The 23,845-nt window shown below is 70.7% G+C and carries 22 protein-coding genes and 1 pseudogene; 15 read left to right on the plus strand and 8 right to left on the minus strand.

All coding sequences use genetic code 11. From position 1 onward, the window contains the following. The first annotated feature begins 17 nt into the window (after positions 1-17). The 6 genes and pseudogenes from ACFQRJ_RS12100 to ACFQRJ_RS12125 all read left to right on the plus strand — a co-directional run bounded on the left by ACFQRJ_RS12100 (position 18) and on the right by ACFQRJ_RS12125 (position 5,576). Positions 18-952 (plus strand): annotated as a pseudogene (locus tag ACFQRJ_RS12100) (FecCD family ABC transporter permease). Next, positions 949-2,034, plus strand: a complete 1,086-nt coding sequence (locus tag ACFQRJ_RS12105; RefSeq protein ID WP_377019373.1) for a FecCD family ABC transporter permease — start codon at positions 949-951, stop codon at positions 2,032-2,034. Before ACFQRJ_RS12100 ends, ACFQRJ_RS12105 begins: the two are co-directional and overlap by 4 nt. Beyond that, positions 2,031-2,861 carry an ABC transporter ATP-binding protein gene (locus ACFQRJ_RS12110; RefSeq protein ID WP_377019374.1) on the plus strand — a complete coding sequence of 277 codons (831 nt, stop codon included), beginning with the start codon at positions 2,031-2,033 and terminating at the stop codon, positions 2,859-2,861. Before ACFQRJ_RS12105 ends, ACFQRJ_RS12110 begins: the two co-directional genes overlap by 4 nt. Before the next feature lie 35 nt (positions 2,862-2,896). Further along, the gene (locus ACFQRJ_RS12115) at positions 2,897-3,859 is read left to right on the plus strand and encodes a RimK family alpha-L-glutamate ligase (RefSeq protein WP_377019375.1); all 963 of its coding nucleotides are present in this window, start codon (positions 2,897-2,899) and stop codon (positions 3,857-3,859) included. A 128-nt stretch (positions 3,860-3,987) separates the two neighbouring features. Beyond that, on the plus strand, positions 3,988-5,160 hold the full coding sequence (locus ACFQRJ_RS12120) for a Vms1/Ankzf1 family peptidyl-tRNA hydrolase (RefSeq protein ID WP_377019377.1): 1,173 nt from the start codon (positions 3,988-3,990) through the stop codon (positions 5,158-5,160). An 86-nt stretch (positions 5,161-5,246) separates the two neighbouring features. Beyond that, positions 5,247-5,576, plus strand: coding sequence for a plasmid stabilization protein (locus tag ACFQRJ_RS12125; RefSeq protein WP_377019378.1), 330 nt, complete (start codon positions 5,247-5,249; stop codon positions 5,574-5,576). A 3-nt stretch (positions 5,577-5,579) separates the two neighbouring features. On the opposite strand, the gene ACFQRJ_RS12130 is transcribed toward ACFQRJ_RS12125, so the two are convergent. Genes ACFQRJ_RS12130 through ACFQRJ_RS12140 form a run of 3 tightly spaced genes read right to left on the minus strand, consistent with a single transcriptional unit; the run spans position 5,580 to position 7,651 of the window. Then, the gene (locus ACFQRJ_RS12130) at positions 5,580-6,194 is read right to left on the minus strand and encodes an endonuclease (RefSeq protein ID WP_377019379.1); all 615 of its coding nucleotides are present in this window, start codon (positions 6,192-6,194) and stop codon (positions 5,580-5,582) included. A 30-nt stretch (positions 6,195-6,224) separates the two neighbouring features. After that, a complete protein-coding gene (locus tag ACFQRJ_RS12135) occupies positions 6,225-7,007 on the minus strand; it encodes an SCO1664 family protein (RefSeq protein WP_377019380.1) in 783 nt (260 codons plus the stop codon). Then, positions 7,004-7,651 (minus strand): histidine phosphatase family protein, encoded by a 648-nt coding sequence (locus ACFQRJ_RS12140; protein ID WP_377019381.1) that lies wholly within the window; start codon positions 7,649-7,651, stop codon positions 7,004-7,006. Before ACFQRJ_RS12140 ends, ACFQRJ_RS12135 begins: the two co-directional genes overlap by 4 nt. Before the next feature lie 57 nt (positions 7,652-7,708). Here ACFQRJ_RS12140 and ACFQRJ_RS12145 point away from each other — a divergent pair, with 57 nt between their 5' ends. The 4 genes from ACFQRJ_RS12145 to ACFQRJ_RS12160 all read left to right on the plus strand — a co-directional run bounded on the left by ACFQRJ_RS12145 (position 7,709) and on the right by ACFQRJ_RS12160 (position 14,272). Then, positions 7,709-9,094 carry a sigma 54-interacting transcriptional regulator gene (locus ACFQRJ_RS12145; RefSeq protein ID WP_377019382.1) on the plus strand — a complete coding sequence of 462 codons (1,386 nt, stop codon included), beginning with the start codon at positions 7,709-7,711 and terminating at the stop codon, positions 9,092-9,094. A 31-nt stretch (positions 9,095-9,125) separates the two neighbouring features. Further along, the gene (locus ACFQRJ_RS12150; RefSeq protein ID WP_377019384.1) at positions 9,126-11,120 is read left to right on the plus strand and encodes a VWA domain-containing protein; all 1,995 of its coding nucleotides are present in this window, start codon (positions 9,126-9,128) and stop codon (positions 11,118-11,120) included. Between the two features lie 195 nt (positions 11,121-11,315). Beyond that, on the plus strand, positions 11,316-12,686 hold the full coding sequence (locus ACFQRJ_RS12155) for a TerC family protein (protein ID WP_377019385.1): 1,371 nt from the start codon (positions 11,316-11,318) through the stop codon (positions 12,684-12,686). Positions 12,687-13,276: 590 nt separating this feature from the next. Beyond that, the gene (locus ACFQRJ_RS12160) at positions 13,277-14,272 is read left to right on the plus strand and encodes a transglycosylase family protein (RefSeq protein WP_377019386.1); all 996 of its coding nucleotides are present in this window, start codon (positions 13,277-13,279) and stop codon (positions 14,270-14,272) included. Positions 14,273-14,421: 149 nt separating this feature from the next. Here the strand turns inward: ACFQRJ_RS12160 and ACFQRJ_RS12165 are convergent, their stop codons facing one another. Then, a complete protein-coding gene (locus tag ACFQRJ_RS12165) occupies positions 14,422-15,465 on the minus strand; it encodes an NAD(P)-dependent alcohol dehydrogenase (protein WP_377019387.1) in 1,044 nt (347 codons plus the stop codon). Positions 15,466-15,563: 98 nt separating this feature from the next. On the opposite strand from ACFQRJ_RS12165, the gene ACFQRJ_RS12170 reads away from it, so the two are divergent. Together ACFQRJ_RS12170 and ACFQRJ_RS12175 are read left to right on the plus strand one after the other, a co-directional pair. Then, entirely contained in the window at positions 15,564-16,151 is a 588-nt protein-coding gene (locus ACFQRJ_RS12170; RefSeq protein ID WP_377019388.1) for a TetR family transcriptional regulator, read from the plus strand. 60 nt (positions 16,152-16,211) lie between these two features. Then, positions 16,212-18,056 (plus strand): DNA/RNA non-specific endonuclease, encoded by a 1,845-nt coding sequence (locus ACFQRJ_RS12175; RefSeq protein WP_377019390.1) that lies wholly within the window; start codon positions 16,212-16,214, stop codon positions 18,054-18,056. A 1-nt stretch (position 18,057) separates the two neighbouring features. Here ACFQRJ_RS12175 and ACFQRJ_RS12180 read toward each other — a convergent pair whose 3' ends face one another. After that, positions 18,058-18,423: a nuclear transport factor 2 family protein gene (locus ACFQRJ_RS12180; RefSeq protein WP_377019391.1), complete on the minus strand. Its 366-nt coding sequence runs from the start codon at positions 18,421-18,423 to the stop codon at positions 18,058-18,060. Between the two features lie 110 nt (positions 18,424-18,533). On the opposite strand from ACFQRJ_RS12180, the gene ACFQRJ_RS12185 reads away from it, so the two are divergent. Both ACFQRJ_RS12185 and ACFQRJ_RS12190 read left to right on the plus strand, forming a co-directional pair. Further along, the gene (locus ACFQRJ_RS12185; protein ID WP_377019392.1) at positions 18,534-19,304 is read left to right on the plus strand and encodes a MerR family transcriptional regulator; all 771 of its coding nucleotides are present in this window, start codon (positions 18,534-18,536) and stop codon (positions 19,302-19,304) included. Positions 19,305-19,498: 194 nt separating this feature from the next. Next, positions 19,499-20,329: a SurA N-terminal domain-containing protein gene (locus ACFQRJ_RS12190; protein ID WP_377019393.1), complete on the plus strand. Its 831-nt coding sequence runs from the start codon at positions 19,499-19,501 to the stop codon at positions 20,327-20,329. Between the two features lie 18 nt (positions 20,330-20,347). On the opposite strand, the gene ACFQRJ_RS12195 is transcribed toward ACFQRJ_RS12190, so the two are convergent. From ACFQRJ_RS12195 to ACFQRJ_RS12205, 3 genes are read right to left on the minus strand one after another with little or no spacing between them, the layout of a single operon-like run. Continuing rightward, a complete protein-coding gene (locus ACFQRJ_RS12195; RefSeq protein ID WP_377019394.1) occupies positions 20,348-21,853 on the minus strand; it encodes a tripartite tricarboxylate transporter permease in 1,506 nt (501 codons plus the stop codon). Then, positions 21,853-22,347: a tripartite tricarboxylate transporter TctB family protein gene (locus ACFQRJ_RS12200; RefSeq protein ID WP_377019395.1), complete on the minus strand. Its 495-nt coding sequence runs from the start codon at positions 22,345-22,347 to the stop codon at positions 21,853-21,855. The genes ACFQRJ_RS12195 and ACFQRJ_RS12200 overlap by 1 nt, the downstream gene beginning before the upstream one ends. A 5-nt stretch (positions 22,348-22,352) precedes the next feature. Further along, on the minus strand, positions 22,353-23,369 hold the full coding sequence (locus ACFQRJ_RS12205; protein ID WP_377019396.1) for a tripartite tricarboxylate transporter substrate binding protein: 1,017 nt from the start codon (positions 23,367-23,369) through the stop codon (positions 22,353-22,355). Positions 23,370-23,486: 117 nt separating this feature from the next. Between ACFQRJ_RS12205 and ACFQRJ_RS12210 the strand changes: the two genes are divergently transcribed. Then, positions 23,487-23,831 carry a universal stress protein gene (locus ACFQRJ_RS12210; RefSeq protein WP_377019398.1) on the plus strand — a complete coding sequence of 115 codons (345 nt, stop codon included), beginning with the start codon at positions 23,487-23,489 and terminating at the stop codon, positions 23,829-23,831. Positions 23,832-23,845: the final 14 nt, after the last annotated feature.

The raw sequence follows: 23,845 nt of genomic DNA on the forward strand, positions 1-23,845 counted from the left end.
CGGTGCTGACGGCACTGATGGCGCTCTCGGTCACCATCGGCTCGCGCGAGGTCGGTGCGGCCGACATCCTCGCGGCTCTCGGCGGATCGACCGATGGATTCGGGCCGGCCGCGGTCGCCACGCGCATCCCCGCACGCTGCTCGCCATCGCCGCGGGCGCCGCGCTCGGCGTCTCCGGTGCCGTGATGCAGGGCGTGACCCGCAACCCGCTCGCCGACCCCGGCATCCTGGGGATCAACACCGGTGCGTCGCTGGCCGTGGTGATCGGCATCGCCCACTTCGGCCTCACCGCCGCCTCGAGCTACATCTGGGTGGCGATCGTCGGCGCCGGCGCCACCGCGGTGCTCGTCCACACGCTCGGCTCGCTCGGCCGGGGCGGAGCCACCCCCCTGAAGCTCGCCCTCGCCGGGGCGGCCACCGGCGCGGCGCTGACCTCCTTCATCAGCGCTGTCGTGCTGCCCCGCGCCGACATCGGCGACAGCGTGCGCTCCTGGCAGATCGGCGGGGTGGGCGGCGGCACCTACGCCTCCCTGCAGCAGGTCGCCCCGTTCCTCCTCGGCGGTCTCGTGCTCAGCCTCCTGTCCGCACGGGGGCTGAACACCCTGGCGCTCGGGGACGAGCTGGCGGCCGGACTCGGCGAGCGCGTCGCTGTGACCCGGGCGGTGGCCGCGCTCGGCGCCGTCGTGCTGTGCGGAGCGGCGACCGCGGTGACCGGCCCCATCGGCTTCGTCGGCCTGGTGGTCCCTCACGCGTGCCGGCTCCTGATCGGCGTGGACCACCGCTGGCTGCTGCCCTTCAGCGCGGTGGCCGGGGCGGCCCTGCTGACGGCGGCCGACGTCCTCGGTCGCATCGTCGCACGCCCCGCCGAGCTGGACGTCGGCATCGTCACCGCTCTGCTGGGAGCGCCGGTCTTCATCGCCATCGTCCGACGCCAGAGGCTGGCCTCCCTATGAGCGCCACGCTGAGCACGCGAACGCACGCTCCGAGCAGCACCGCTGCGCCCACGACCGGCACCCTGGCACGGGTCACCGCGGCCCGGCGCCGGCGCCGCACCCGCGCCGCCGTGACCGTCATCGTCCTCGCCACGGCGATCCTGCTGGTCTTCTGCCTCTCGCTGATGGTGGGCCGGACGTTCTACACCCCCGCCGAGGTGCTGGCCGTCATCGCCGGCCAGGAGGTGCCCGGGGCGAGCTTCACCGTGGGCAGGCTGCGGCTGCCCCGCGCCGTGCTCGCGGTCCTGGCCGGGGCGTGCTTCGGTCTCGGCGGTGTCACCTTCCAGACCATGCTGCGCAACCCGCTGGCGAGCCCCGACATCATCGGCATCTCCTCGGGCGCCAGCGCCGCGGCGGCCTTCGGGATCGTGGTCCTCGGCCTGTCCGGCCCCGCGGTCTCGCTGCTGGCCATCCTCGCGGGCCTCGGCGTCGCCGTACTGATCTACCTGCTGGCCGCGCGGGGCGGCATGGCCGGGATGCGGCTGATCCTGGTGGGCATCGGAGTCGCGGCGATGCTCCAGAGCCTGACCGACTGGGTGCTCACCGGTGCCGGCCAGTGGGACCTGCAGGAGGCGCTGCGCTGGCTCACCGGCAGCCTGAACAACACCTCCTGGCAGCAGACGGTGCCGGTCCTGGTCGCGCTCGCGGTGCTGGCCCCGGTGCTCCTCTCCCGCACCGGCGATCTGCGCGCCACCCAGCTCGGGGACGACGCCGCCCAGGCCCTCGGCGTACGCGTGGGCCGCACCCGGCTGATCGTCGTGGTCGCCGCCGTGGGGCTCATCTCCTTCGCCACCGCCGCCTGCGGGCCGATCGCCTTCGTCGCGTTCCTGTCCGGTCCGATCGCCGCCCGACTGGTCGGTCCAGGCTCCTCCCCGCTCGTCCCCGCCGCTCTGGTGGGCGCACTGCTGGTGCTCGTCGCGGATCTGCTGGGCCAGTACGCCACCGGTACCCGCTACCCGGTCGGCGTGGTCACCGGCGTGCTCGGGGCCCCGTACCTGATCTTTCTCATCATCCGCGTGAACCGTCGAGGGAGCACCCTGTGACCAGTGACCACACCCTGCGCGTCCAGGAGCTGACCCTCGGCTACGGCGAGCGCACCGTCATCGAGGGACTGGACCTCTCGGTGCTGCCCGGGAAGGTCACCGCGATCGTGGGCGCGAACGCCTCGGGCAAGTCGACGCTGCTGCGCTCGATGTCCCGCCTGCTGACGCCGCGGGCGGGCCGGGTGCTGCTGGACGGCCAGCAGGTCCACCGCATGCCCGCCAAGCACCTGGCCCGCCTCCTGGGACTGCTTCCCCAAGCCCCGATCACGCCCGAGGGGATCACGGTCGCCGATCTCGTCGGCCGCGGGCGGCACCCGCACCAGGGGGTCTTCTCCCGCTGGAGCCGCGCCGACGACGACGCGGTCGCCGCCGCCCTGGACGCGACCCGCACCGCGGACCTCGCCGACCGGCCGGTCGACGAGCTCTCCGGCGGGCAGCGCCAGCGGGTGTGGATCGCGATGGCGCTGGCGCAGGAGACCGATCTGCTGCTGCTGGACGAGCCCACCACGTTCCTGGACGTCAGCCACCAGGTCGAGGTGCTGGACCTGCTGACGGATCTGAACCGGGCCCGCGGGATCACCATCGTCATGGTGCTGCACGACCTGAATCTCGCCGCGCGCTACTGCGACCAGCTGGTGATGCTCGCCTCCGGCGCCGTGCGCGCGTGCGGCCGCCCCGCCGAGGTGCTCACGGAGGACCGCGTGCAGGAGGTCTTCGGCCTGACCAACCGGGTCATCACCGATCCGGTCTCCGGGCTGCCGCTGATGGTGCCGATCGGCCGCCATCACGGTCGAGCGCTGGAATATCCGGCCGCCGATGCGCATTGACGAAGCGCCCAGACATCGCCGACGAGGAGAAGATGATGAGCACCTCCGCCGCCACCGGTGAACCGGCCGTGCACGTGCTGCACGACAACCCCGAGTGGATGCCGCCCTTCCGCCGCGCCTTCGAGGCAGAAGGCGTGCCGCTGGTGGAGTGGCCGCTGGGGCAGGGCACCCTGGACCTGGACTCCGAGCCGCCGCGCGGGGTGTTCTGGTCGCGGCTGAGCGCCTCCTCCCACACCCGCGGCGCGCCTCTGGCGAAGGACGCGGCCCGCTCGATCACCAGCTGGGCCGCCTCCCGGGGCCGGCGCGTGGTGGGCGGCCGCGACGTCGCCGACCTCGAGGTCAGCAAGGTCATCCAGCACTCCGTGCTGCGCAGCGCGGGCTTCGACGTGCCGCGCACCGTGGCCGTCCACGGCCGCGAGGGCCTCCTGGAGGCGGCCGGGAGCATCGAGGCCCCCTTCATCACCAAGCACAACCAGGGCGGCAAGGGCCTGGGCGTGCGCCGATTCGAGGACCACGCCTCCTTCGCCGCGTACGTCGAGGGCGAGGAGTTCGAGGAGGCGGCCGACGGGATCACCCTGCTGCAGGAGCTCCTGGTCGCCGCCGAGCCGGCCATCACCCGCGCCGAGTTCGTCGGCGGCGAGTTCGTCTACGCGGTCCGGGTGGACACCTCCGGCGGCGGCTTCGAGCTGTGCCCCGCCGAGGCGTGCGCCGTGCCGGAACCGGGCGTCGAGCCGGAGCCGATGTTCCGCATCCGCCCCGAGGTCACCGCCGAGGATCCCCTGATCCGCGGCTACCGGGACCTGCTGGCGCGGCACGGTATCGAGATCGCCGGCGTCGAGTACATGCGGACGGTCGACGGCCGCACCGTCACCTACGACATCAACACCAACACCAACTACAACCCGGAGGTCGAGAACGGTCTCGAGGTGCCGGCGGCCCGGCACATCGCGCGCTGGCTCGGCGGTCTGCTGCGTCAGGAGACCGGCGGCGAGCACTGACTCGGCCACCGCCTCGGGATGCCGCTTGCGGCGGCCCCCACCGCGTGGAAGGGTGGGACGACCCACGCGGTGCAACGAGGCCGAGCTGGGAGCTCGGTCCCCGCACGTCGAGCACGCAGGAGGTCACAGTGAAACTGCCCTGGCTCAAGCCGGCACTCGAACGGTCCGGTCCCTTCACCTCGGTCCACCTCGACACCACCAGGACGGATCCGCACTCCGCCGCCGAGCTCGAGACGCGCTGGTCGCAGATGCGCTCCTCGCTCGCGGCCGACGGCGCCCCGGACGACCTGCTGACACAGATCGAGGAGACGGTGCTCAGCCCGTCCCCGATCGGCGGCCGCCACGGCCGCACGATCATCGCCACCGACGACGAGATCCTCATCGACCGCGTCCTGCCCGTGCCGCCGCTGCAGGAGTCGGTGCACCGGGGCGAGTCGCCTCAGCTGCTGCCGCTGCTGCAACTGACGCCGTTCGCGGTCAGCCAGCTGCTGATCGTCGTGGATCGAGCGGGCGCTGATCTGCATCTGCGCGCCCCGGAGAACCCGTCGATCGCACAGGGGCCCAACGGGCTGGGCGCGGACGACACGGTCGAGGGCGGCCACGACGAGCTGCACAAGGCCAACCTCGGCGGCGGGACCCAGCACGGGTGGCGCGCCAACAACTACGAGGCCCGGGTCGAGGACTCCTGGGAGCGCAATGCCGACGCGGTCGCCGAGAAGGTCGACCGGATCGTGCGCGAGCACGACCCCGACATGGTGCTGCTCAGCGGCGACGTGCGCGCGATGAGCCTGTGCAAGGACGCCGTGGGCCGTGAGGTCCGGGAGCGGCTGCAGGAGGTCTCCGGCGGCACCCGCGGCGTGGCGCTGGAGCGCGACTCGTTCCGCGAGGTCGTCGCCCGCACCACCCGGGAGTTCATCGACGAGCGCCAGCGCGCGCTCTCGGAGCGGTTCCACGAGAGCCAGGCCCGCGACGGCGCCTCCGTCGGCGGTGCGCGCGAGGTGGGCCAGGCCCTGGACCGCGGTCAGGTCGAGGAGCTCATCTTCGTCTCCGGCACCGAGCCGGCCGGCATCGAGAGTCTGCTGCGCCGGGCCATCCTCACCGACGCCTCCGTCTCCGCGCTGGAGGCGGAGTTCGACGGGATCCCGGAAGGCGTCGGCGCCCTGCTGCGCTGGCGCGACGAGGCCACCCCGTCGAACCGGATCGGCAGCATGAGCGGAGACACCCAGCGCGAGGACGCGGTCGAGCCCGAGCGCGAGGAGCCCTCGCCGCGGGCCGAGGAGGAGGAGCAGCTGCGCAGCTGAGAACCGCTTGGTCCGGGCGCTCGACGCTCGGGGCGAGGACTTCCAGTATGGAGATGGACGAGTTTCCCTGAGGGAAGGAGCCGATCATGCCCGAGGCATGGAGCGAGAAGCGCGAACGGCAGTACGAGCACGTCAAGGACAGTGTGAAGGACCAGGGCCGCTCGGAGGACACGGCGGAGGAGATCGCCGCCCGCACGGTCAACAAGACGCGGGCCCAGGAAGGCGAGGCCGACGAGGCCTCGAAGACCTCCACCGCGGACAAGTCCCCGTCCGAGCGCGGCGGCGAGCGGTCCGGCCAGGGCCCCCAGGGCCGCACAAAGGACCAGCTGTACGAGGACGCCAAGCGCCAGGGCGTCGAGGGCCGCTCGAAGATGGACAAGGACGAGCTGGAGGACGCGGTCGAGGACCGCGAGTGATTCCTACCCCTCCAGCGCGACCCGCACCAGGGCCGCAGCCAGCCGGGGCCGGTCGCCGGGGTCGATGAGGGCGTCCAGTGCCGCAACGTCCTCGGGCAGCCCGGCGCGCCGGGCCCCGTCCAGTGCCTTGGCATCGAGGAACGGGCCCAGCTCCGGCCAGATGCCCTGCACCTCGCGGACGAAGATCGCAGCGCCCGTCGGCCCGATGCCCGGAAAGGCCTGCAGGAGATCCAGGACGCCCTCACGATCCTCGGCCTGCTCGCGGAGCCGGCGCAGGTCACCGCGGTACTCCTCGAGCAGCAGCTCGGCACCGTCCCCGAGCCGCGTCGCGGTGGACTCGTCATACCGGCGGTAGTGCCCACGACCGAGTGCGTCGACCCGTTGCTGCCAGCTCGCCTCACGCATCCGCTGCGGCGTGCGATACCCGGCGCGGGAGAGCTCGATCGCGGCGTCCACCGCGATGTCGGCGCTGATCCGGGTCGACAGCAGCGTGGACAGCACCAGCAGCCGGTACAGCGGCGAGGGCTTGTCCCGCAGCGTGATGCCCGCCTGCTGGGCATAGGTGGTCCCATACGTCTCCAGCAGCTCGGCGACGGTCTTCTCGTGCTCCCGTGCCATCCTTCGCTCCTCTCAGATCAGCGGCCAGGTTCAGATCAGCGGCCAGGGGAATCGCATCCCCGTCGGGTCCCCGGGCAGCTCGCCGACCGCGGTGAGCCAGCGGGCGCGTCCCTGCAGCGCTCGCACCTCCGCGGGCTCGAGCAGGTCCGCGACCTCTGCGGGCACCTCGTCGACGACATCCCACAACGACTCCAGAGTCTCGTCCTCCAACGCCTCCCCGGCGAAGTCCCAGATCACGGTGCGCAGCTTGAGATCCTCGGAGAAGCACAGCCCGTGGTCGATCGCCCACACCCGCCCGTCGGTCCCCCGCAGCACGTGACCCGCCTTGCGGTCCGCGTTGTTGGCGAGGATGTCGAAGACGGCCAGTCGCCGCAGCTGCTCCTGGACGTCCTCGCCTGCCCCGTCGGCCGAGGCCTCGAGCAGACCGAGCCCGAAGGGGTCGCCGAATCCCTCGAGCACGACAGGCAGAACGTGCCCCGTGCTGCGCGTGTACAGCGTGAAGTAGTGCTCGTCCGGGTCGTGGTGGCGGAACAGCTGGTAGGAGCCGACCCCGAAGGGTCCGTCCTCGCGGATGACCGTCGGCGGCACCAGGCCCCAGCCCAGATGCTGCGAGAGCAGGTAGGCGGCCCGCTCCCGCCGATACAGGCCGGGCGGGAAGTCGTGCAGGGGCCGCTCGCCCAGCTCGGGCTTGTACACGGCGTGCACGTCAGCGCAGGCTTCGCCCAGCCGCACCAGGAACGTCTCGTTGCTCGAGCCGACGATCCCGCCGAGCAGTTCGATCGGCTCCGTCTCGAGGGCGTGGAGCTCGTTCACTGCGCGGTGAGATCGGCCAGGGAACGAGTTCCGGAGTTGGTCAGCAGCACCACCGGGTCCCCGTGCTTCGGATACTCGATGGCCGAGACGGAGGCCGGGGAGACCGAGAGCCTCTGCATCGCATCCAGACCACCGGCGAGGGCGTGCGCGAGCAGACTGCGGATGGGATCGGCGTGGGAGAAGCACACCACCGTGCCGCCGGGGTGCTCAGTGCGCAGGCGCTCGACGAGCGAGACCATCCGGTTCTGCATGTCGGCGAAGCTCTCCCCGCCGGGAAAGGTGAACTGCGAGGGCGCGGACTGCACGGTGCGCCATTCGGGCAGCCGGGAGAGGTCGGCGAGCTTCTGCCCGGTCCACTCCCCGACGTCGCACTCCAGCAGCAGCTCCTCGTGCCTCAGGCTGAGCCCGGTGCGCTCGGCCGTGGGCGTCGCCGTCTCCACTGCCCGCTCCAACGGCGAGGTCAGCAGGGCGCTCAGCGGGCGATGCGCGTGGCGTTCGAGAAGCCGCTCGGCCACCTGCTCGGCCTGGGCGCGACCGGCGTCGGCCAGGTGCAGGCCGCTCGCCCGCCCGGGCAGCAGGGTGCCGGTGGTCGAGGTGGTCCCGTGACGCACCAGCAGGATCAGGGTGCCCGTGTGCTCGCTCATCGATCACAGAGTAGGCACGCCTCCCACACGAAGGACAGAGAGGTCTACCGTGTGGGTGTGAGCCAGAAGCCTGAGATTACCACCCTCGGCGAGCTGCGCGCCGCCGGATACACCCACCGCACCCTGCGCGAGGAGATGCGCGAGAACCTGCTGGCCGCCCTGGCCGAGGGCCGCTCCCCCTGGCCCGGCATGCACGGCTTCGAGCAGACCGTCATCCCGCAGCTCGAGCGTGCCATCATTGCCGGCCACGACGTGGTCCTGCTCGGTGAGCGCGGGCAGGGCAAGACCCGCCTGCTGCGCACCCTCGCGGGCCTGCTCGACGAATGGGTCCCCGCCGTCGGCGGCTCCGAGCTGCACGAGGACCCCTTCGACCCGATCACCGACGCGGCCCGTGAACGCCTCTCGGCCGAGGGCGAGACCCTGCCGATCGTCTGGCTGCACCGCAGCGAGCGGTACGTCGAGAAGCTCTCCACGCCCGACACCTCGGTGGCCGACATGATCGGTGACGTCGACCCGATGCGGGTCGCGGAGGGCCGCCGGCTGGGTGACCCCGAGACCATCCACTACGGGCTGGTCCCCCGCGCCAATCGCGGCATCGTGGCACTGAACGAGCTGCCCGACCTGGCCGAACGCATCCAGGTCGCGCTGCTGAACGTCATGGAGGAGCGCGACGTGCAGGTGCGCGGCTACGTGCTGCGGCTCCCGCTGGACGTGATGGTCGCCGCCTCGGCGAACCCGGAGGACTACACCAACCGCGGGCGGATCATCACCCCGCTGAAGGACCGATTCGGCGCCGAGATCCGCACCCACTACCCGCTCGAGATCGCCGACGAGATCGCCGTGACCCGCCAGGAGGCCGAGCTCGCCGCCGCGGTGCCCGACGTGCTGCTGGAGATCCTCGCCCGCTTCACCCGCAACCTGCGTGACTCCGCGGCCGTGAACCAGGCCTCCGGGGTCTCGGCCCGCTTCGCCATCGCCGCCGCGGAGACCGTCGCCGCGGCCGCCCTGCACCGCGCGACGGTGCGCGATGACGAGGCCGTGGCCCGGCCCGTCGACCTGGAGACGGCGATCGACGTTCTCGGCGGCAAGGTCGAGTTCGAATCCGGCGAGGAGGGGCGCGAACTCGAGATCCTCGAGCACCTGCTGCGCACCGCCACCGCCGAGACCGTCCGCGAGCACTTCCGCAACCTCGACCTGGGCCCGCTGGTGGAGGCCTTCGACGGGTCCCAGACCGTCACCACCGGCGACAAGGTGACGGCCACGGAATTCCTCGAGTCCCTGCCCGAGCTGTCCGCCCCGGAGGTGTACGACGAGATCGCCGAACGGCTCGGCGCGCACAGTCCCGGTGAGCGGGCCGGGGCGATCGAGCTGGCCCTGGAGGGCCTGTTCCTGGTCCGCCGCCTCTCCAAGGAGAGCGGGGCCGGGGAGACGGTCTACGGCTGAGTGCTCCTCGGCCGAGAAGGAGGATGACGCGATGCCCCGACCCCAGCGCCGCGCCCGCTACGGGCGGTTCACCGGAGGCCCCGATCCGCTCGCGCCCCCCGTCGACCTCGCCGAGGCCCTCGATGCCGTCTCCGAGGGGGTCATGGACGGCTATTCGCCCGAGAACGCCCTGCGGGAGTTCCTGCGCCGCGGCGGCCGCAGCCGTGAGGGACTCGACGAGCTCGCCGGCCGCGTCCAGCAGCGGCGGCGCGATCTGCTGAGCCGGCACCGCCTCGACGGCACGTTGCAGGAGGTCAAGAAGCTGCTGGACAAGGCGGTCCTCGCCGAGCGCGGGCAGCTGGCCCGAGACACCGAGATGGATCCCACCGACCGCACGCTGCGGGAGATGACGATCGATAACCTGCCGGCCTCCACGTCGGCCGCGGTCACCGAGCTCGCCGGCTACGACTGGGCCTCCACCGAGGGCCGGGAGACCTATCAGCAGATCCAGGAGCTGCTGGGCCGGGAGATGCTCGACCAGCGCTTCGCCGGGATGAAGCAGGCCCTCGAAGGAGCGACCGACGAGGACCGCGCGGCCATCACCGAGATGCTCCGGGACCTCGGCGACCTGTTGGAGAAGCACGCTCGCGGCGAGGACACCTCCCAGGATTTCGACGAGTTCATGGCCAAGCACGGGGATGCCTTCCCCGAGGACCCCCAGGACATCGACGAGCTGATCGACGTGCTGGCCCAGCGCTCGGCCGCCGCCGCGCGGATGCTCCGCTCGATGACGCCCGAGCAGCGCGAGGAACTGATGGCGCTGTCCGGCCAGGCCTTCGGGTCACCGGAGCTGATGGCGCAGCTGGCCCGCATGGACGGGGCTCTGCAGGCGCTGCGCCCGGGTGAGGACTGGACCGGTTCGGAGTCCTTCGACGGGGAGGAGGGGCTCGGTCTCGGCGAGGGTGCGGGCGTGATGCAGGACCTCGCCGATCTCGACAATCTCGCCGAACAGCTCTCGCAGTCCTATGCGGGCTCGAGTCTGTCGGATCTCGACATCGAAGCCCTGACCCGGCACCTGGGTCAGGACGCCGCGGTCTCGGCCCGCACGCTGCAGGAGCTCGAACAGGCCATGCGGGATTCCGGGTACCTCAGTCGCTCCGCCGACGGGACTCTGCGGCTCTCCCCCGCCGCGACGCGGAAGCTGGGCGCGTCCCTGCTGCGCGACACCGCGAGCAGACTCTCCTCCCGCACCGGGGCTCGCGAGACCCGCCAGGCCGGCGCGGCCGGCGAGCAGACCGGGGCCACGCGCCCGTGGCAGTTCGGCGATGCCGAGCCGTGGGACGTCGGCCGCTCCCTGACCAATGCGATCACCCGCACCGCCGGCGAGGGCGGCGACCCCGGTGCCGGGGTGCACCTGCAGGTCGAGGACATCGAGGTGCGGGAGACGGAGGCCCGCAGCCGGGCGGCCGTCGCACTGCTCGTGGACACCTCGTTCTCGATGGCGATGGAGGGCCGCTGGGTGCCGATGAAGCGCACCGCCCTGGCGCTGCACCACCTCATCAGCACCCGATTCCGGGGCGATGCGCTGCAGTTGGTCTCCTTCGGCCGCTACGCGCGCACCCGCGAGATCGGCGAGCTGCTGGCGCTCGAGGCGGTGCACGAGCAGGGCACCAACCTCCACCACGGGCTGATGCTCGCCGGACAGTTCTTCCGCAAGCACCCCGGCATGCAGCCCGTGCTGCTGGTGGTGACCGACGGCGAGCCCACCGCGCAGCTGCTTCCCGGCGGCGAGTCCTGGTTCTCCTACCCGCCCGAGGCCGAGACGATCACCGCCACCGTGGCGGAGCTGGACCGACTCGGCCGGGCCGGGGCCTCGACCACCTTCTTCCGGCTCGGGGACGACCCTGGCCTCACCAGGTTCCTGGCGGCGATGGCCCGACGCGTCGGCGGCACCGTCGTCGCCCCGGACCCCGAGGATCTCGGGGCGGCCGTGGTCGACGAGTTCCTCCACGCCCACCGGGACACCGGGCCTGACGACCTGCTCTGAGGTGCCCTTGCTCTCACCGTTCTCGCGGGCGTTCAGGGCTCCTGTGTAGACTCCGTGTCGGCAACGGGGGAGTATCCGCCACGCTGCGCACGTCATCACGAGAACTGACGAGGGTTCTCCGGGCGCAACGGCCCGCCGACAGGAATCGGCGGGTGGAGAGACCCGGGTCCATACAGCGACCCGGAAAGCAGGACCATGACTGTCTCCCCACTCATCTGGGCCCTCACGATCGCCGTGATCGTGGGCCTGTTGGCCTTCGACTACATCTTCCACGTGCGCAAGGCGCACATCCCCACGCTCCGCGAGGCCGCGGTCTGGTCGTCGATCTACATCGCGATCGCCGTCGTCTTCGGCCTGCTCGTACTGCTGTTCGGCGGCGGACAGGCAGGCGGCGAGTACTTCGCCGGCTACATCACCGAGAAGGCGCTCTCGGTCGACAACCTCTTCGTGTTCCTCGTGATCATGAGCAGCTTCCGCGTGCCGCGCGAGGACCAGCAGAAGGTGCTGCTGTTCGGCATCACCTTCGCGATCATCGCCCGCACCGGCCTGATCGCCGGCGGCGCCGCGATCATCGAGCACTTCGCCTGGGCGTTCTACTTCTTCGGCCTGATCCTCCTGCTGACCGCGGGCAACATGCTCAAGCCGGAGGACGAGGACAAGGACGACGCCAACAACTTCGTCGTCCGCCTCGCCAAGCGCGTGCTGCCGACCACCGACGTCTACGACGGCGACCGCCTGACCACGCAGGTGGACGGCAAGCGCGTGATGACCCCGATGCTGCTGGTCATGGTGGCCGTGGGCGGCACCGACGTGCTGTTCGCGCTCGACTCGATCCCGGCGATCTTCGGGCTGACTCAGAACACCTTCATCGTCTTCACCGCGACCGTGTTCTCGCTGCTGGGCCTGCGGCAGCTGTACTTCCTGCTCGACGGCCTGCTGGATCGCCTGGTCTACCTCTCCTACGGCCTGGCGGCGATCCTGGGCTTCATCGGCGTCAAGCTCATCCTCCACGCGCTGCATGAGAACGAGCTCGGCATCATCAATCACGGCGAGCCGGTCCCGGTTCCCGAGGTCACGACCTCGCTCTCCCTCGGGGTGATCATCACCGTCCTGACCCTCACGGTCATCGCGTCGCTGGTCTCGCGGCGCGGACGCGCACAGAACACCGTCTCCAGCGCCCGCCGCGACGCCGAAGCGTACGTGTCGATGACGTACACGTCCTTCGAGCAGGAGCGGGAGCGCGTGTACCGCCGCCTGATGGAGAACGAGGAGAAGCTGAAGAACCTGCCGGAGAAGTACCAGGACCTGGTGCACGAGGAGAAGTCCCTCAGCGAGCTGCTGGACGATGCCCACGCGATGGCCCAGAAGCGCTGGAGCGATCGTCAGGGCGGCACGCGCAGCGACGAGCACCCCGAAGGGCTGTCGACCATCGGGCCCGACGGCAAGGTCCGCAAGGACGCCGACGGGAACATCCTCGTCGAGGATCCTCGGGCAGGCTCCGCTCCGGCGGATCAGTCCCGAGACTCGGCCTCTCGTGAGGAGAACGACGGCCCCGAGGAGCGCTGACCTCCGCGCTTGATCTCCTAGGAACGTCGACCGGGGCCCCGTCGCATAGCGGCGGGGCCCGTCGACGTCCCCGGGTGATGAGGTGCCGCGACGCCGGTCTGATCCCGTCCCCTTCGCGTGACGTGCTCCACCGGGCCGGTCGGGGCTTTGATCGACACCGCCCGCTGACCGTTCCCGCCGCGCGATCCACCCGACCCGGAGCCCGACCGCCTGCGCCCTGCCACTCCGTGGCGGCGAGCTGGCCGCACCGCCGCGGTCCGGTGCGTCGGAAATGCGACGGTTCGCCATCGGAACCGGCCGCACACACCACCTTCACTAAGCCTCCTGGAGGCGCACGTCACTATCGTTGTTATAGCCCCGTGATCTGAGGAACAAAGGGCGCCTACATCACATGACGTGCGCGAACACGTGAGGGCATCTCCATTCATGCAGGTCACAGCACCGGCATCGCCGTCGCCGAATGTCATAGTCCTGAAACGCAAGAGTAAAAAAGCCGTCACCCCTCCCCCATCTCTCTTGCCTTCAGGGGGAGTGCGGGCCCTACCGTGGCCGACGTTCGAGATACGCGAGACATCCGAAAGGACGTGTTCATGCCGAAGCACAACACGCATGCCATGAGGACCCCGGCCCTGCGCCGTGGCCTGACCCGTACCGCCGTCACCCTCGCCGGTGGCGCAGTCGTCGCCACCGGCATGCTGGCCGGCGGCAGCGCAGCGAACGCCGCGGGCGGCTGGGACGACGTCGCGCAGTGCGAGTCCGGCGGCGACTGGTCCATCAACACCGGTAACGGCTACTACGGCGGCCTGCAGTTCAGCCAGCAGACCTGGGAAGGCTACGGCGGCACGCAGTACGCCCCCAGCGCCGATCAGGCCTCCAAGAGCGAGCAGATCGCCATCGGCGAGAAGGTCCTCGCGGGCCAGGGTGCCGGCGCATGGCCGAACTGCGGCGTGCACCTCAGCGGCGGCGCCGAGACCGGCGGTGCTCCCGCTGCGTCCGACGACGACGGCGAGGAGGAGAGCTCCCAGCAGGAGGACTCCCAGCAGCAGGAGTCGCAGGAGCAGGAGCAGGACTCCCAGGAGCAGCAGTCCGGCGAGCAGGAGCAGCGGGAGTCCCGCGAGGACGACAGCAGCAGCCGCGACGAGGACCGCAGCGAGCGCAAGGACGAGGAGGATTCCCAGCAGAAGCAGGAGGAGTCCGAGCAGTCCGAGTCCGAGGAGCAGCAGTCCGAGCAGGCTCAGGAGTCCGAGCAGCCGGAGCAGGCTGAGCAGCCGGAGAAGTCCGCCGGCGAGCCGGGCTCCAAGGCGACCGGTGACCTCTCCGTCGCCGGCACCCTCGAGGTCGACGGCAAGGTCGGCCCCAAGACCATCACCGCGCTCCAGGATTGGCTGGGCGTCGAGCAGACCGGTGAGATGGACGAGGAGACCACCCTCGCGCTCCAGGCGTGGGCCAACACCGAGCAGGACGGCGTGATCGGTGAGGACACCGTGGCCGGCCTGCAGCACGAGATCGGTGCCGCCCAGAACGGTTCCGACGAGATCGATGAGGACACCGCGGAGGTCCTGCAGACCTTCCTCAACCTCTACTGATCCTTCTGCGGCACGACGCCGCTGACGCGAGTTCACCGCGTATCCGACCGGCCGGGTCGTCTTCAGGGACGGCCCGGCCGTTCGTCGTCCTCGTCCGGGCATGCCCGGTGGCCCTGTTGCGGACGAACAGCCAGCAAACGGGATCCCCGTCATTCCCCGTCGAGGTCCGAGAGGTCCAGGACGAAGCGATAGCGCACGTCACCCTGTTCGAGCCGTTCCAACGCCTCGTTCACCCGCACTGAGGGCAGAAGCTCGATGTCGGCGACGACTCCGTGCTCGGTGCAGAACTTCAGCATCGCCGCCGTCTCGCGCCGGCCACCGCTGCCCGCCGAGGTGATGCGCTTGCGTCCGATGAGCAGCTCGGTGGTCTCCACGGTGAGAGGCCCGAGGTAGCCGACGTGAACGAGTGTTCCGTCCAGGGCGAGCAGCGCGAGGTAGGGCGAGAGTTCGTGCGCCACAGCCACGGTGTCGATGAGGACGTCGAACCGCGAGCGCGCCTCCGCCATTGCGGCTTCATCCGACGAGATCACCACGTCGACGGCGCCCAGGCGCCGGGCGTCCTCCGTCTTCGCTGCCGTGCGGCTGATGACGCTCACGTCGGCGCCCAGTGCGCGGGCGAGGCGCACTGCCAGGTGACCCAGCCCGCCCAGGCCGACCACTGCGACACGGACCCCCGGGCCGACCTCGAGGGCGCGCATCGGCTCCCAGACGGTGATCCCTGCGCACAGCAGTGGGGCAGCCGCCGCGGGGTCCAGCCCCTCGGGCAGGGGGTACGCGAAGTCCTCGCGGAGCACGTACTCGCGCGAATAGGCGCCCAGGGTCATCGCGCCGTCCCCGCGCTCTCGGCCGCCGTAGGTGAGCGTCGGGAACTCTCGGCAGAAGTTCTCCTGACCTGCTGTGCACATGTCGCACTCGAGGCAGGCGTCGACGATGTTGCCGACCGCGACCGCCTCGCCGACGGCACGATCCATCACCTGCGGGCCGACGGCCGTGACCACTCCGGTGAACTCGTGGCCCGGGACCAGCTGCTCCTCGGCGTGACCATGGGCGTGGACGGCGTGAAGGTCTGTGTGGCACACCCCGCAGTAGTCGACCCGGACTGCGATATCTCCTGGTCGCAGGTCGCGCCGTTCCAGGGTCGTGCGTCGCAGTCTGCCGGCCCCGTCGGCGGCCCATCCGTCGGTGGTTCTCATGTTTCTCTCCTCAGTTGCAAACAGACTGTTCGGTCTGCCGCAGCGTACGTCCACAGCGTGACAAAGTAAACCGACTGGTCTGTTGCTAGGCTGTCGTTATGACGACGAAGCATCTGACGCCGCGCGGCGCCGCCACTCGCGAGCGCATCGTGGAGGCCGCGACCCAGGAGTTCGCCCGGTACGGCATCGCCGGTGCCCGCATCGAGCGCATCGTCGAGACCGCACGCACGAACAAGGCACAGCTCTACGGCTACTTCGGGAACAAGGACGCACTCTTCGACGCGATCTTCCGCGACTCGTTGACGCACATCATGGACGCCGTCCCGCTCGAGGACTCGGACCTCGCGAACTGGGCGGTCCGCCTCTACGACGAGTATCTGCGCCGGCCGGACCTGATCCGTCTGGCCACCTGGGCCCGTCTGGAGCGCCGACCCGATGGCCACCTCGTCGAGGATGCCGAGCGCCTCGACGACCGCAAACTGGCCCACATCGCCCAGGGGCAGAACGACGGCTCTGTCCGCGACGGGGACCCGTTCGACGTGATGGCGCTGGTCATCGGCATGTCGATGGCATGGTCCCCGGTCAGCAACGTCTACGCCGCGACGGCCGACGAACCCGACGATGTCCATGCTGCCCGGCGCGCACTGCTGTACGACGCCGTTCGCGGAGCCGTCATGCGCCCGTGACGGACCGATCCTTCACGTCCCCGTCGCCCGCGCGTCACCCCCGCCTCCCACACTGGAGCCATGAGCGCGAGCACACAGGGACCTGGAGCGACCATCGAGCAGATGCGGACCTGGATCCGCCGCTGGGGCCGGCTCTATCTCGAGGACGGCAACGTCACCTCCCTCGGCATCGGCACCAAGGAGGTCGAGGGCGAGCGCACCGGCGAGGTATGCATCCAGTTCACCGTGCGGGCGAAGCTGGCGCCGGCTGAATTGGAGATGGCCCCCACCCGAGCTCTGCCCGAGGCCGTCGACATCGAGTCCGTCGAGGTGCCGACCGACGTGATCGAACGGGTCTACGTCCCCTCGTACCAGGTGGTGCCCGAGGCCTTCGACGAGGACCGCAAGGGACGCATGGACCCGTTGCGTCCCGGTGTCAGCATCTCGCACCCGACGGTCTCGGCGGGCACCGCGGGCGCCATCGTCCACGACCGGAGGACCGGAGCGCCGGTGGTCCTCTCGAACTGGCACGTGCTGCACGGTCCCGAGGGGACGATCGGGGACGAGGTGCTCCAACCCGGAACCCATGACGACAATTCCGGTGATCCGCGCAACGTCTTCGGCCGCCTGCTGCGGTCCCATCTCGGGGCGGCTGGCGACGCAGCCCTTGCCTCGCTCGACCAGCGCAGCAGCGACCCCTCGATCCTGGAACTCGACGTGGTGCCGGAGGAGATCGGCGATCCCGAGCTCGGCGATCGCGTGGTGAAGTCCGGCCGCACCACGGGCGTCAGCCACGGGGTCGTCGCGCGCATCCACACGATGGTCGCCCTCGACTACGGCGACGGCGCCGGTGAGCACAGCATCGGCGGCTTCGAGATCGAGCCGGATCCACGGCGCACCGGCCAGCAGACGGCGCTCAGCGACGGCGGGGACTCCGGGGCGGCGTGGATGCTGAAGGCCGGCAACGGCCACACCTCGTCGGTCCTCGGCGGGCTGCACTTCGCGGGCGCGGATTCGGCCGACGGGCAGGAACGTGCCCTGGCCTGCTATGCCTCGTCCGTCCGCACGGCACTGGGATTCTCCCTCTCCCCCGCCACCGCGCAGGCCGAGGCGGCCTCCCGGGCGAGCGCCCGCGGCTACGATCCCGACTTCCTCGCCGAGCCGGTGCCGTTCCCGGAGCTGGCGGCGGAGCATCGCGAGGATGCGGCCTGCGTCGACGGATCACCCGTGGTGCCGTACACGCATTTCTCGCTGGTCCAGTCGGCCTCCCGACGGTTCGCGCGGGTCGTCGCCTGGAACATCGACGGTGCACGCCTGCAACGGATCAGCCGGGACGGGATCGACTTCCGCCTCGATGACCGGCTCCCGGAGGACGCCCAGGCCGGCGAGGACCTGTACTGCGGCAACGGCCTCGATCGGGGGCACATCGCCCGCCGCGCCGATCTCACCTGGGGTGAGCGGGCCGAGGCCCGGCGCGCCAACGAGGACTCCTTCTGCTTCACCAACATCGCCCCGCAGATGGCGCGGTTCAACCAGTCCGGCCGCGGCGGTGTCTGGGGCGAGGTGGAGAACTCCCTGTTCGACCAGGTCGAGGTGCAGGATCTGCGGGTCAGCGTCGTCGGCGGCCCGGTCTTCGGCGAGCGGGACCGGGAGTACCGCGGCGTGCGCCTGCCCCAGGAGTTCTTCAAGGCCGCCTACTACATGGTCGACGACGAGCTGCGCGTGCAGGCCTTCCTGCTGGCGCAGGATCTCGGTGGGCTGGAGCGCCTGGACCTCTCCGCCTTCTCGACCTACCTGGTGGATCTCCAGGAGCTGACCTCGCGCACCGGACTGGCCTTCGCTCCGGCGGCTGCGGGGGCGCACGGGGCCCGCGCGGAGAAGCTGGAGCCGACGGTGCTGGAGTCCGCGGAGCAGATCCCGTGGTGACTCAGGTCTGCAGGTAGGTGCGGATCTCCCGGATGCGGGCCGTCCTGGCGGCGCCGGCGAAGCGGAAGACGTGGCAGAAGTCCGCGCGATCCTCACCGCGGATCAGGTAGCCGTCGCACGCGGCCCCTCGGCCGTGGTTGACGACGGTGAGGATCTCGCCGCGCTCGGCCTCGAAGGGAGGCGGCACGATCGCGGGTCCGCCGTGGGAGGCATCGGGTCCGTCGGCGCCGACGCGGACCCAGCGGGCATCGTCCGTGAGCCACTCGCGTATGGCGTCATGATCGCCCGAGGCCCAGGCCGCGGCGACGTCGGCCACGATCGCCATGCGCGGTGAGTTGCCGCAGTCCCCGGGCATCGTCATCTCCATGGCTCGCCACCCTACGGTTCGGGGCCCGGTTCGGAATACCCCTTGCGCTTGACGCGACGTCAAGCGTCACTGTGGTCCATGCACCACGGTGGAGAGAGGAGGAACCGGACATGGCCGGCAACACAGAGCAGGAGTGGTCGATGCAGGACGTCGTCCGCCGCTCCGGCACGACCAGCCGCACCCTGCGCCATTACCAGCAGGTGGGGCTCTTGACGCCCTCCCGCACCGGGCACGGCGGCCAGCGGTTCTACGACCGCGACGGGCTGCTGCGCCTGCAGCGGATCCTGGTGCTGCGCGAGCTCGGCCTCTCCCTGGCGGAGATCGGCCGCGTGCTCGAGAAGCAGGTGGACGTGGCCGACGCGCTGCGTGAGCACGTGCGGCAGCTGGAGCGTGAACGGGAGCGCCTGGCACAGGCCGTCGCGTCGGTGCGAGCGACCCTTTCGATGATCGAGACAGGAGGAGGACTCATGGCAGAGAAGATGTTCGAGGGATTCGACCATACGCAGTACAAGGATGAGGTCGAGGAGCGCTGGGGTGCGCAGGCCTATGCCGATTCCGAGGCGTGGTGGAGGTCTCTGGACGAGGCCGGGAAGCAGGCGTTCCAGGCGGAGCTGACCGACCTGATCGCCGCTTACGACGACGCCGCCCGGCGCGGGGTCGCCGTGGACAGCGAGGAGGTGCGGGCCCTGACCCGCCGGCTATACGACTGGATCAGTGCCGGCTGGGGCGGGAAGGCTCCCGACGCGGAGGCGTTCATGGGGCTCGGTGAGATGTATGTCGCCGATCCTCGATTCGCGAAGACCTTCACGCTCGAGGGCCGGGAGCTCGCGCCCTACGTGCGCGATGCGATGGCCGTCCACGCCGCGGAGGAGCTGGCGTAGACCCAGCGCACGGCGTCGCCGGCGGCCCGAGCTCTCTCGGGCCGCCGGCGACGCCGCGTCCGGGAAGGCCCGTAGAGGGCATCGGTCCTGCGCCTCACCAGCGGCGTTATCTGACCGTTATCTGAGTATTCCTGCAACACGGTGCCAGGTTTCGGGTTGTAGCGTCGCCCGGGCCGTCAACCTCAGGAGGCACAGTGAAGGTCCCCAGCACCTCGACAATCCGCAATACGCTCGCCGCCGCCTCGCTGGCGGCTGTCGTGGCCCTCGCGGGCTGCAGCGGAGATCAGGCCGCTCCGTCGGGCGCCAGCGACGGAGGCGGCCAGCAGCCCTCCGTCAGCGACGGGGGCGGCCAGCCGCCGGCTCCCAGCGACGGAGGCGGCCAGCAGGCTCAGCCCGACGTCTCGGACGTCCCGGACGTCGTCGCCGAGGTCAACGGTGAGGAGATCACCAAGGACGAGTTCGTCCAGGCCTACGAGAGCCAGTTCCAGCAGGCCTCCATGCAGCAACAGCAGCAGGGCGGCGGCGAACCGCTCGACCAGGCGAAGCTGAAGGAGCAGGTCGCCGCTCAGCTGATCGACAACCGTCTCGTGCTGCAGGCCGCCGATGATGCCGGTATCACGCCGACCGAGGACGACATCGACGCCCAGCTCGAGCAGTTCGCCGCGCAGCAAGGCGCAGGGTCGGTCGACGAGCTCGTCAAGGCCGCGGAGCAGCAGGGCATCTCCGAGGAGGATCTGCGAGCCGACGCCTCCGACAACTTCCAGCTCACCGGCTATGTCGATCAGGAGGCGGGCATCGAGGAGCCGAGCGAGGAAGAGGTCAAGAAGCAGTACGACCAGCTCGTCGAGCAGTCGAAGTCCGGCGGTCAGCAGCCCCAGTCCGGCGGCCAGCAGCAGGAGATCCCGCCCTTCGAGGACGCACGCGACAAGCTCGCCGAGGACATGCTCATGAAGCAGCGGCAGGAGGCGCTCCCGCAGATCACCGAGGACCTGCGTGAACAGGGCGAGGTGACCGTCAACCTCTGAGGGCCGGCAGCGCCCGTGTCAGACGTCCCGGCGTGTGCGCCTGCGCACGGCGGTGCGGACCGAGAGGGCGATGACCACGGCCAGCAGGACGTAGATGCCGATGGTGATGGGGCTGGAGACCAGCACCCTGGGGTCGCCGACGGACGAGAGCAGCGCATCGCGCAGTGAGCTCTCTGCCAGCGGCCCCAGCACCATGCCGATCATCAGCGGTGCCAGCGGGTAGTCGTAGCGGCGCATCACGAAGCCGAGCACGCCCACGGCCAGGAGCAGCAGCAGATCGAAGACGGCACCCGAGGTCGCGTAGATCCCGAGCCCGCAGAACAGCGTGATCCCGCCGTACAGGTAGGGCTTGGGGATCAGCAGCAGCTTCGACCACAGCTGGGCGAAGGGCAGGTTGATGATCAGCAGCACCACCATCGCCAGGAAGAAGCTGGCCAGCAGAGCCCAGACCAGCTCGGGGCTGCGATCGAACAGCAGCGGGCCGGGCTGGAGCCCGTACTGGCGGAACGCCGCCAGCATGATCGCCGCGGTGGCCGAGACCGGCAGGCCCAGTGCCAGCAGCGCACCCATCGCCATGCCGGTGGTGGCGTTGCCCGCCGCCTCGGGGGCGGCCAGGCCGCGGATCGCTCCCTTGCCGAACATGGGCACCCGACGCCGGCGGTCCAGCCTGCGCTCCGCCTCGTAGGCCAGGAAGGTGGGCACCTCGGCGCCGCCGGCGGGGACCACGCCGAACGGCAGACCGATGAGGGTGCCACGGCCCCAGGCCGGCGCGGCCTCGGCGAGCTCGTGGCGGCTGAGGAACGGCCGGCCGGCGGCGCGGATCTGCAGGTCCTCCCGGTCGCGCCGGACGCGGGAGGCCACGGAGAAGACCTCGCCGAGGGCGAGGATGCCGACGGTGACGGTGACCAGCGAGATGCCGTCGAAGAGCTGCGGCGCTCCCCCGGTGAACCGCTCCATCCCCGAGACCCCGTCGATCCCGACCAGGGTGATCCCGATGCCCAGGACCAGAGCGGCCAGCCCCTTGAGCACGTTGTCGGCGACCACCGACGAGGTGGCGACGAAGGCGAACAGGGCCAGGGCGAAGAACTCCGCGGGCCCGAAGCTGGCCGACAGCGCCACCAGCGCCGGGGAGAGGAAGACGACCAGGACCGAGGCCACCATGCCGCCGATGAACGCGCCGATGGCAGCTGTGGCCAGGGCCTGCGGGGCGCGTCCGTCGTTCGCCATCCGATGGCCCTCGAAGGTCGAGGCGATCGCGGAGGCCTGCCCCGGGGTGTTCAGCAGGATCGCCATCGTCGAGTCCCCGAAGAGACCGCCGAAGTAGACCCCGGCGAACAGGATGAACGCGGCGGTGGGATCCAGGGCGAAGGTCATCGGCAGCAGCAGCGCCACCGCCATCGAGGAGCCCATTCCCGGCAGCACGCCGACGGCGGTGCCGAGCAGGCAGCCGACGACGACCCACAGCAGGTTCATCGGGGTCAGGGCGCCGGCGAAGCCCTGCATCAGCAGATCGAGCTGCTCCATCAGAAACCGCCTCCCAGAATGCCGGAGGGAAGCACCAGGCCGAGGCCGGTGGCGAAGATCAGGTAGACGAGCGAGCTGAGGAACAGCGCCACCAGGATGTCGAACACAGGCCGGCGGGAGCCGAAGCCGTGCGCCGCGCACCAGAACAGCAGGCCACCGGCGAGGATCCAGCCCAGCCAGGGCAGCAGCAGCGCGAAGGCGAGGAAGCCGCCCGCCACCCAGGCCAGGGCGACGAAGTCCGAGTGGGTGCGGTAGCGCCGCCCGGAGGTCTCCTCGGCCGGTTCGGGGTGGCGAAGCACGCCGATGGCGAGCAGCACGGCCAGCAGCAGTCCGACCGAGCCGAGGATGACCGGCACGAACCGCGGACCGGGGAACTCGGCCTCCCCTGCCTCCAGCAGAAACGAACCGATCAGCAGGTACAGGCTGAAGGCCGCGATGATCGCCGGCATCAGCAGCGCCGAGCGGCCGTGCCAGAAGCTCCTGGTCCTCTCCATCTCGCTCATCCTCCGATCTCCTCGAACAGCCCGGCGATGCGGTCGGTCTCCTCGGCGACGTACTGCGTGAGCTCTTCGCCGCTCAGCGGCACCTCGACCCAGTAGTTGCGCTCCACGGCGTCCTGCCATTCAGGGGTGGCGACGGCTTCGTCGATCAGGGCCTCGAGCTCCGAGACCTCCTCGTCGGTCACCACGGGCGGCGCGAACAGCGCGCGCCAGTTGGTCAGGGTCACGTCGTAGCCGAGCTCGGGCAGGGTCGGGATGTCGACGCCCTCGAGGCGCTCCGGGGCGACGACGCCGAGGGCTCGGAGCCTTCCACCCTGGACCTGGGGATAGATGTCGGCGAAGCCGCCCGCGGTGGCCTGAGCGGTTCCGTTCAGGAGGGCCTGGATGGCCTCGCCCCCGCCGTCGGAGGGGATATAGGTCGACTCCGCCGGCGCGATCTCCGAGGCCAGCGCGAGGTCCGTCATCACGAGCTGGTCGAAGGAACCGCCCCCGGTCCAGGCCAGGGACGGAGGATCCTCCCGCCACGCCGTCACCAGTGACTCCAGATCCTGATGCGGGGAGTCGGCGGGCACGGCGATGAGGTCGTACTCCTCGATGACGCGGGCAATCGGGGTGACATCGGTGATCACGGACGAGGTGTCGAACTGGATCTGCGCCGCGATCTGGCCGGTGCCGCCCACCATCAGCGTGTTCGGCTGGTCCATCTGGCTGACGCTGCCCAGAGCGATGGTGCCGCCCGCACCGGGGACGTTCACCACCTGCACATTGCCCACCAGGGAGTTGGCACGCATGGTCTGCTGCATCTCGCGCTGGAAGGCGTCCCAGCCGCCGCCCGCTGCCGCGGGAGCGACCAGGGTCAGGGCGGAACGGATGTTGCTGCCGCCCGAGGCGGAGCGGATCGACTCGTAGCCGGCGGCTGCGATGACAGGGACCGCGAGGATCCCGAACCCGATGCTGAGGGCGCGGCGGCGGGTCGGGGATCCGGCCGGCGGCGGGCTGTCTGCCGCATGGGGCATGGGCACGACTCCTTCGTCATGAGGTGGCCCGACAGTCTAAACACCCTCACCACCGCCGGTGCCGTCGCGACCACGCGTCGGCTAGGGTGCCTGGCAAGAACCCCCGAAGGAGCGCCCATGTCTGTTCTCGTGGCAGGAACCGCCACTCCCGCCGGCCGGGCCGCCTACCGCTACGGGATCAGCGAGGCCCGCCGCCGCGGGGAGGACCTCGTCTACTTCCTCATGGACGGCGAGCACACTCCCTCCCCGGACCTCGGCGAAGTCGTCGAGCAGGTCGAACGGCCCGACGAGCGCGGCCACTCCGAGGCCGGCGACCTCATCGACCGGGCGGAGCGCGAGGACATCTCCGCCGTCGTGATCGGCGTGCGTCACCGCTCGGCGGTCGCCAAGCTCTTCCTCGGCTCCTTCGCCCAGCAGATCATCCTCGAGGCGAACAAGCCCGTCATCTGCATCAAGCCCTGACCCCGTCGGCGCAG

Origin of the sequence: Brachybacterium sp. GCM10030252, assembly GCF_042666535.1 — a bacterium.
GTDB lineage: Bacteria > Actinomycetota > Actinomycetes > Actinomycetales > Dermabacteraceae > Brachybacterium.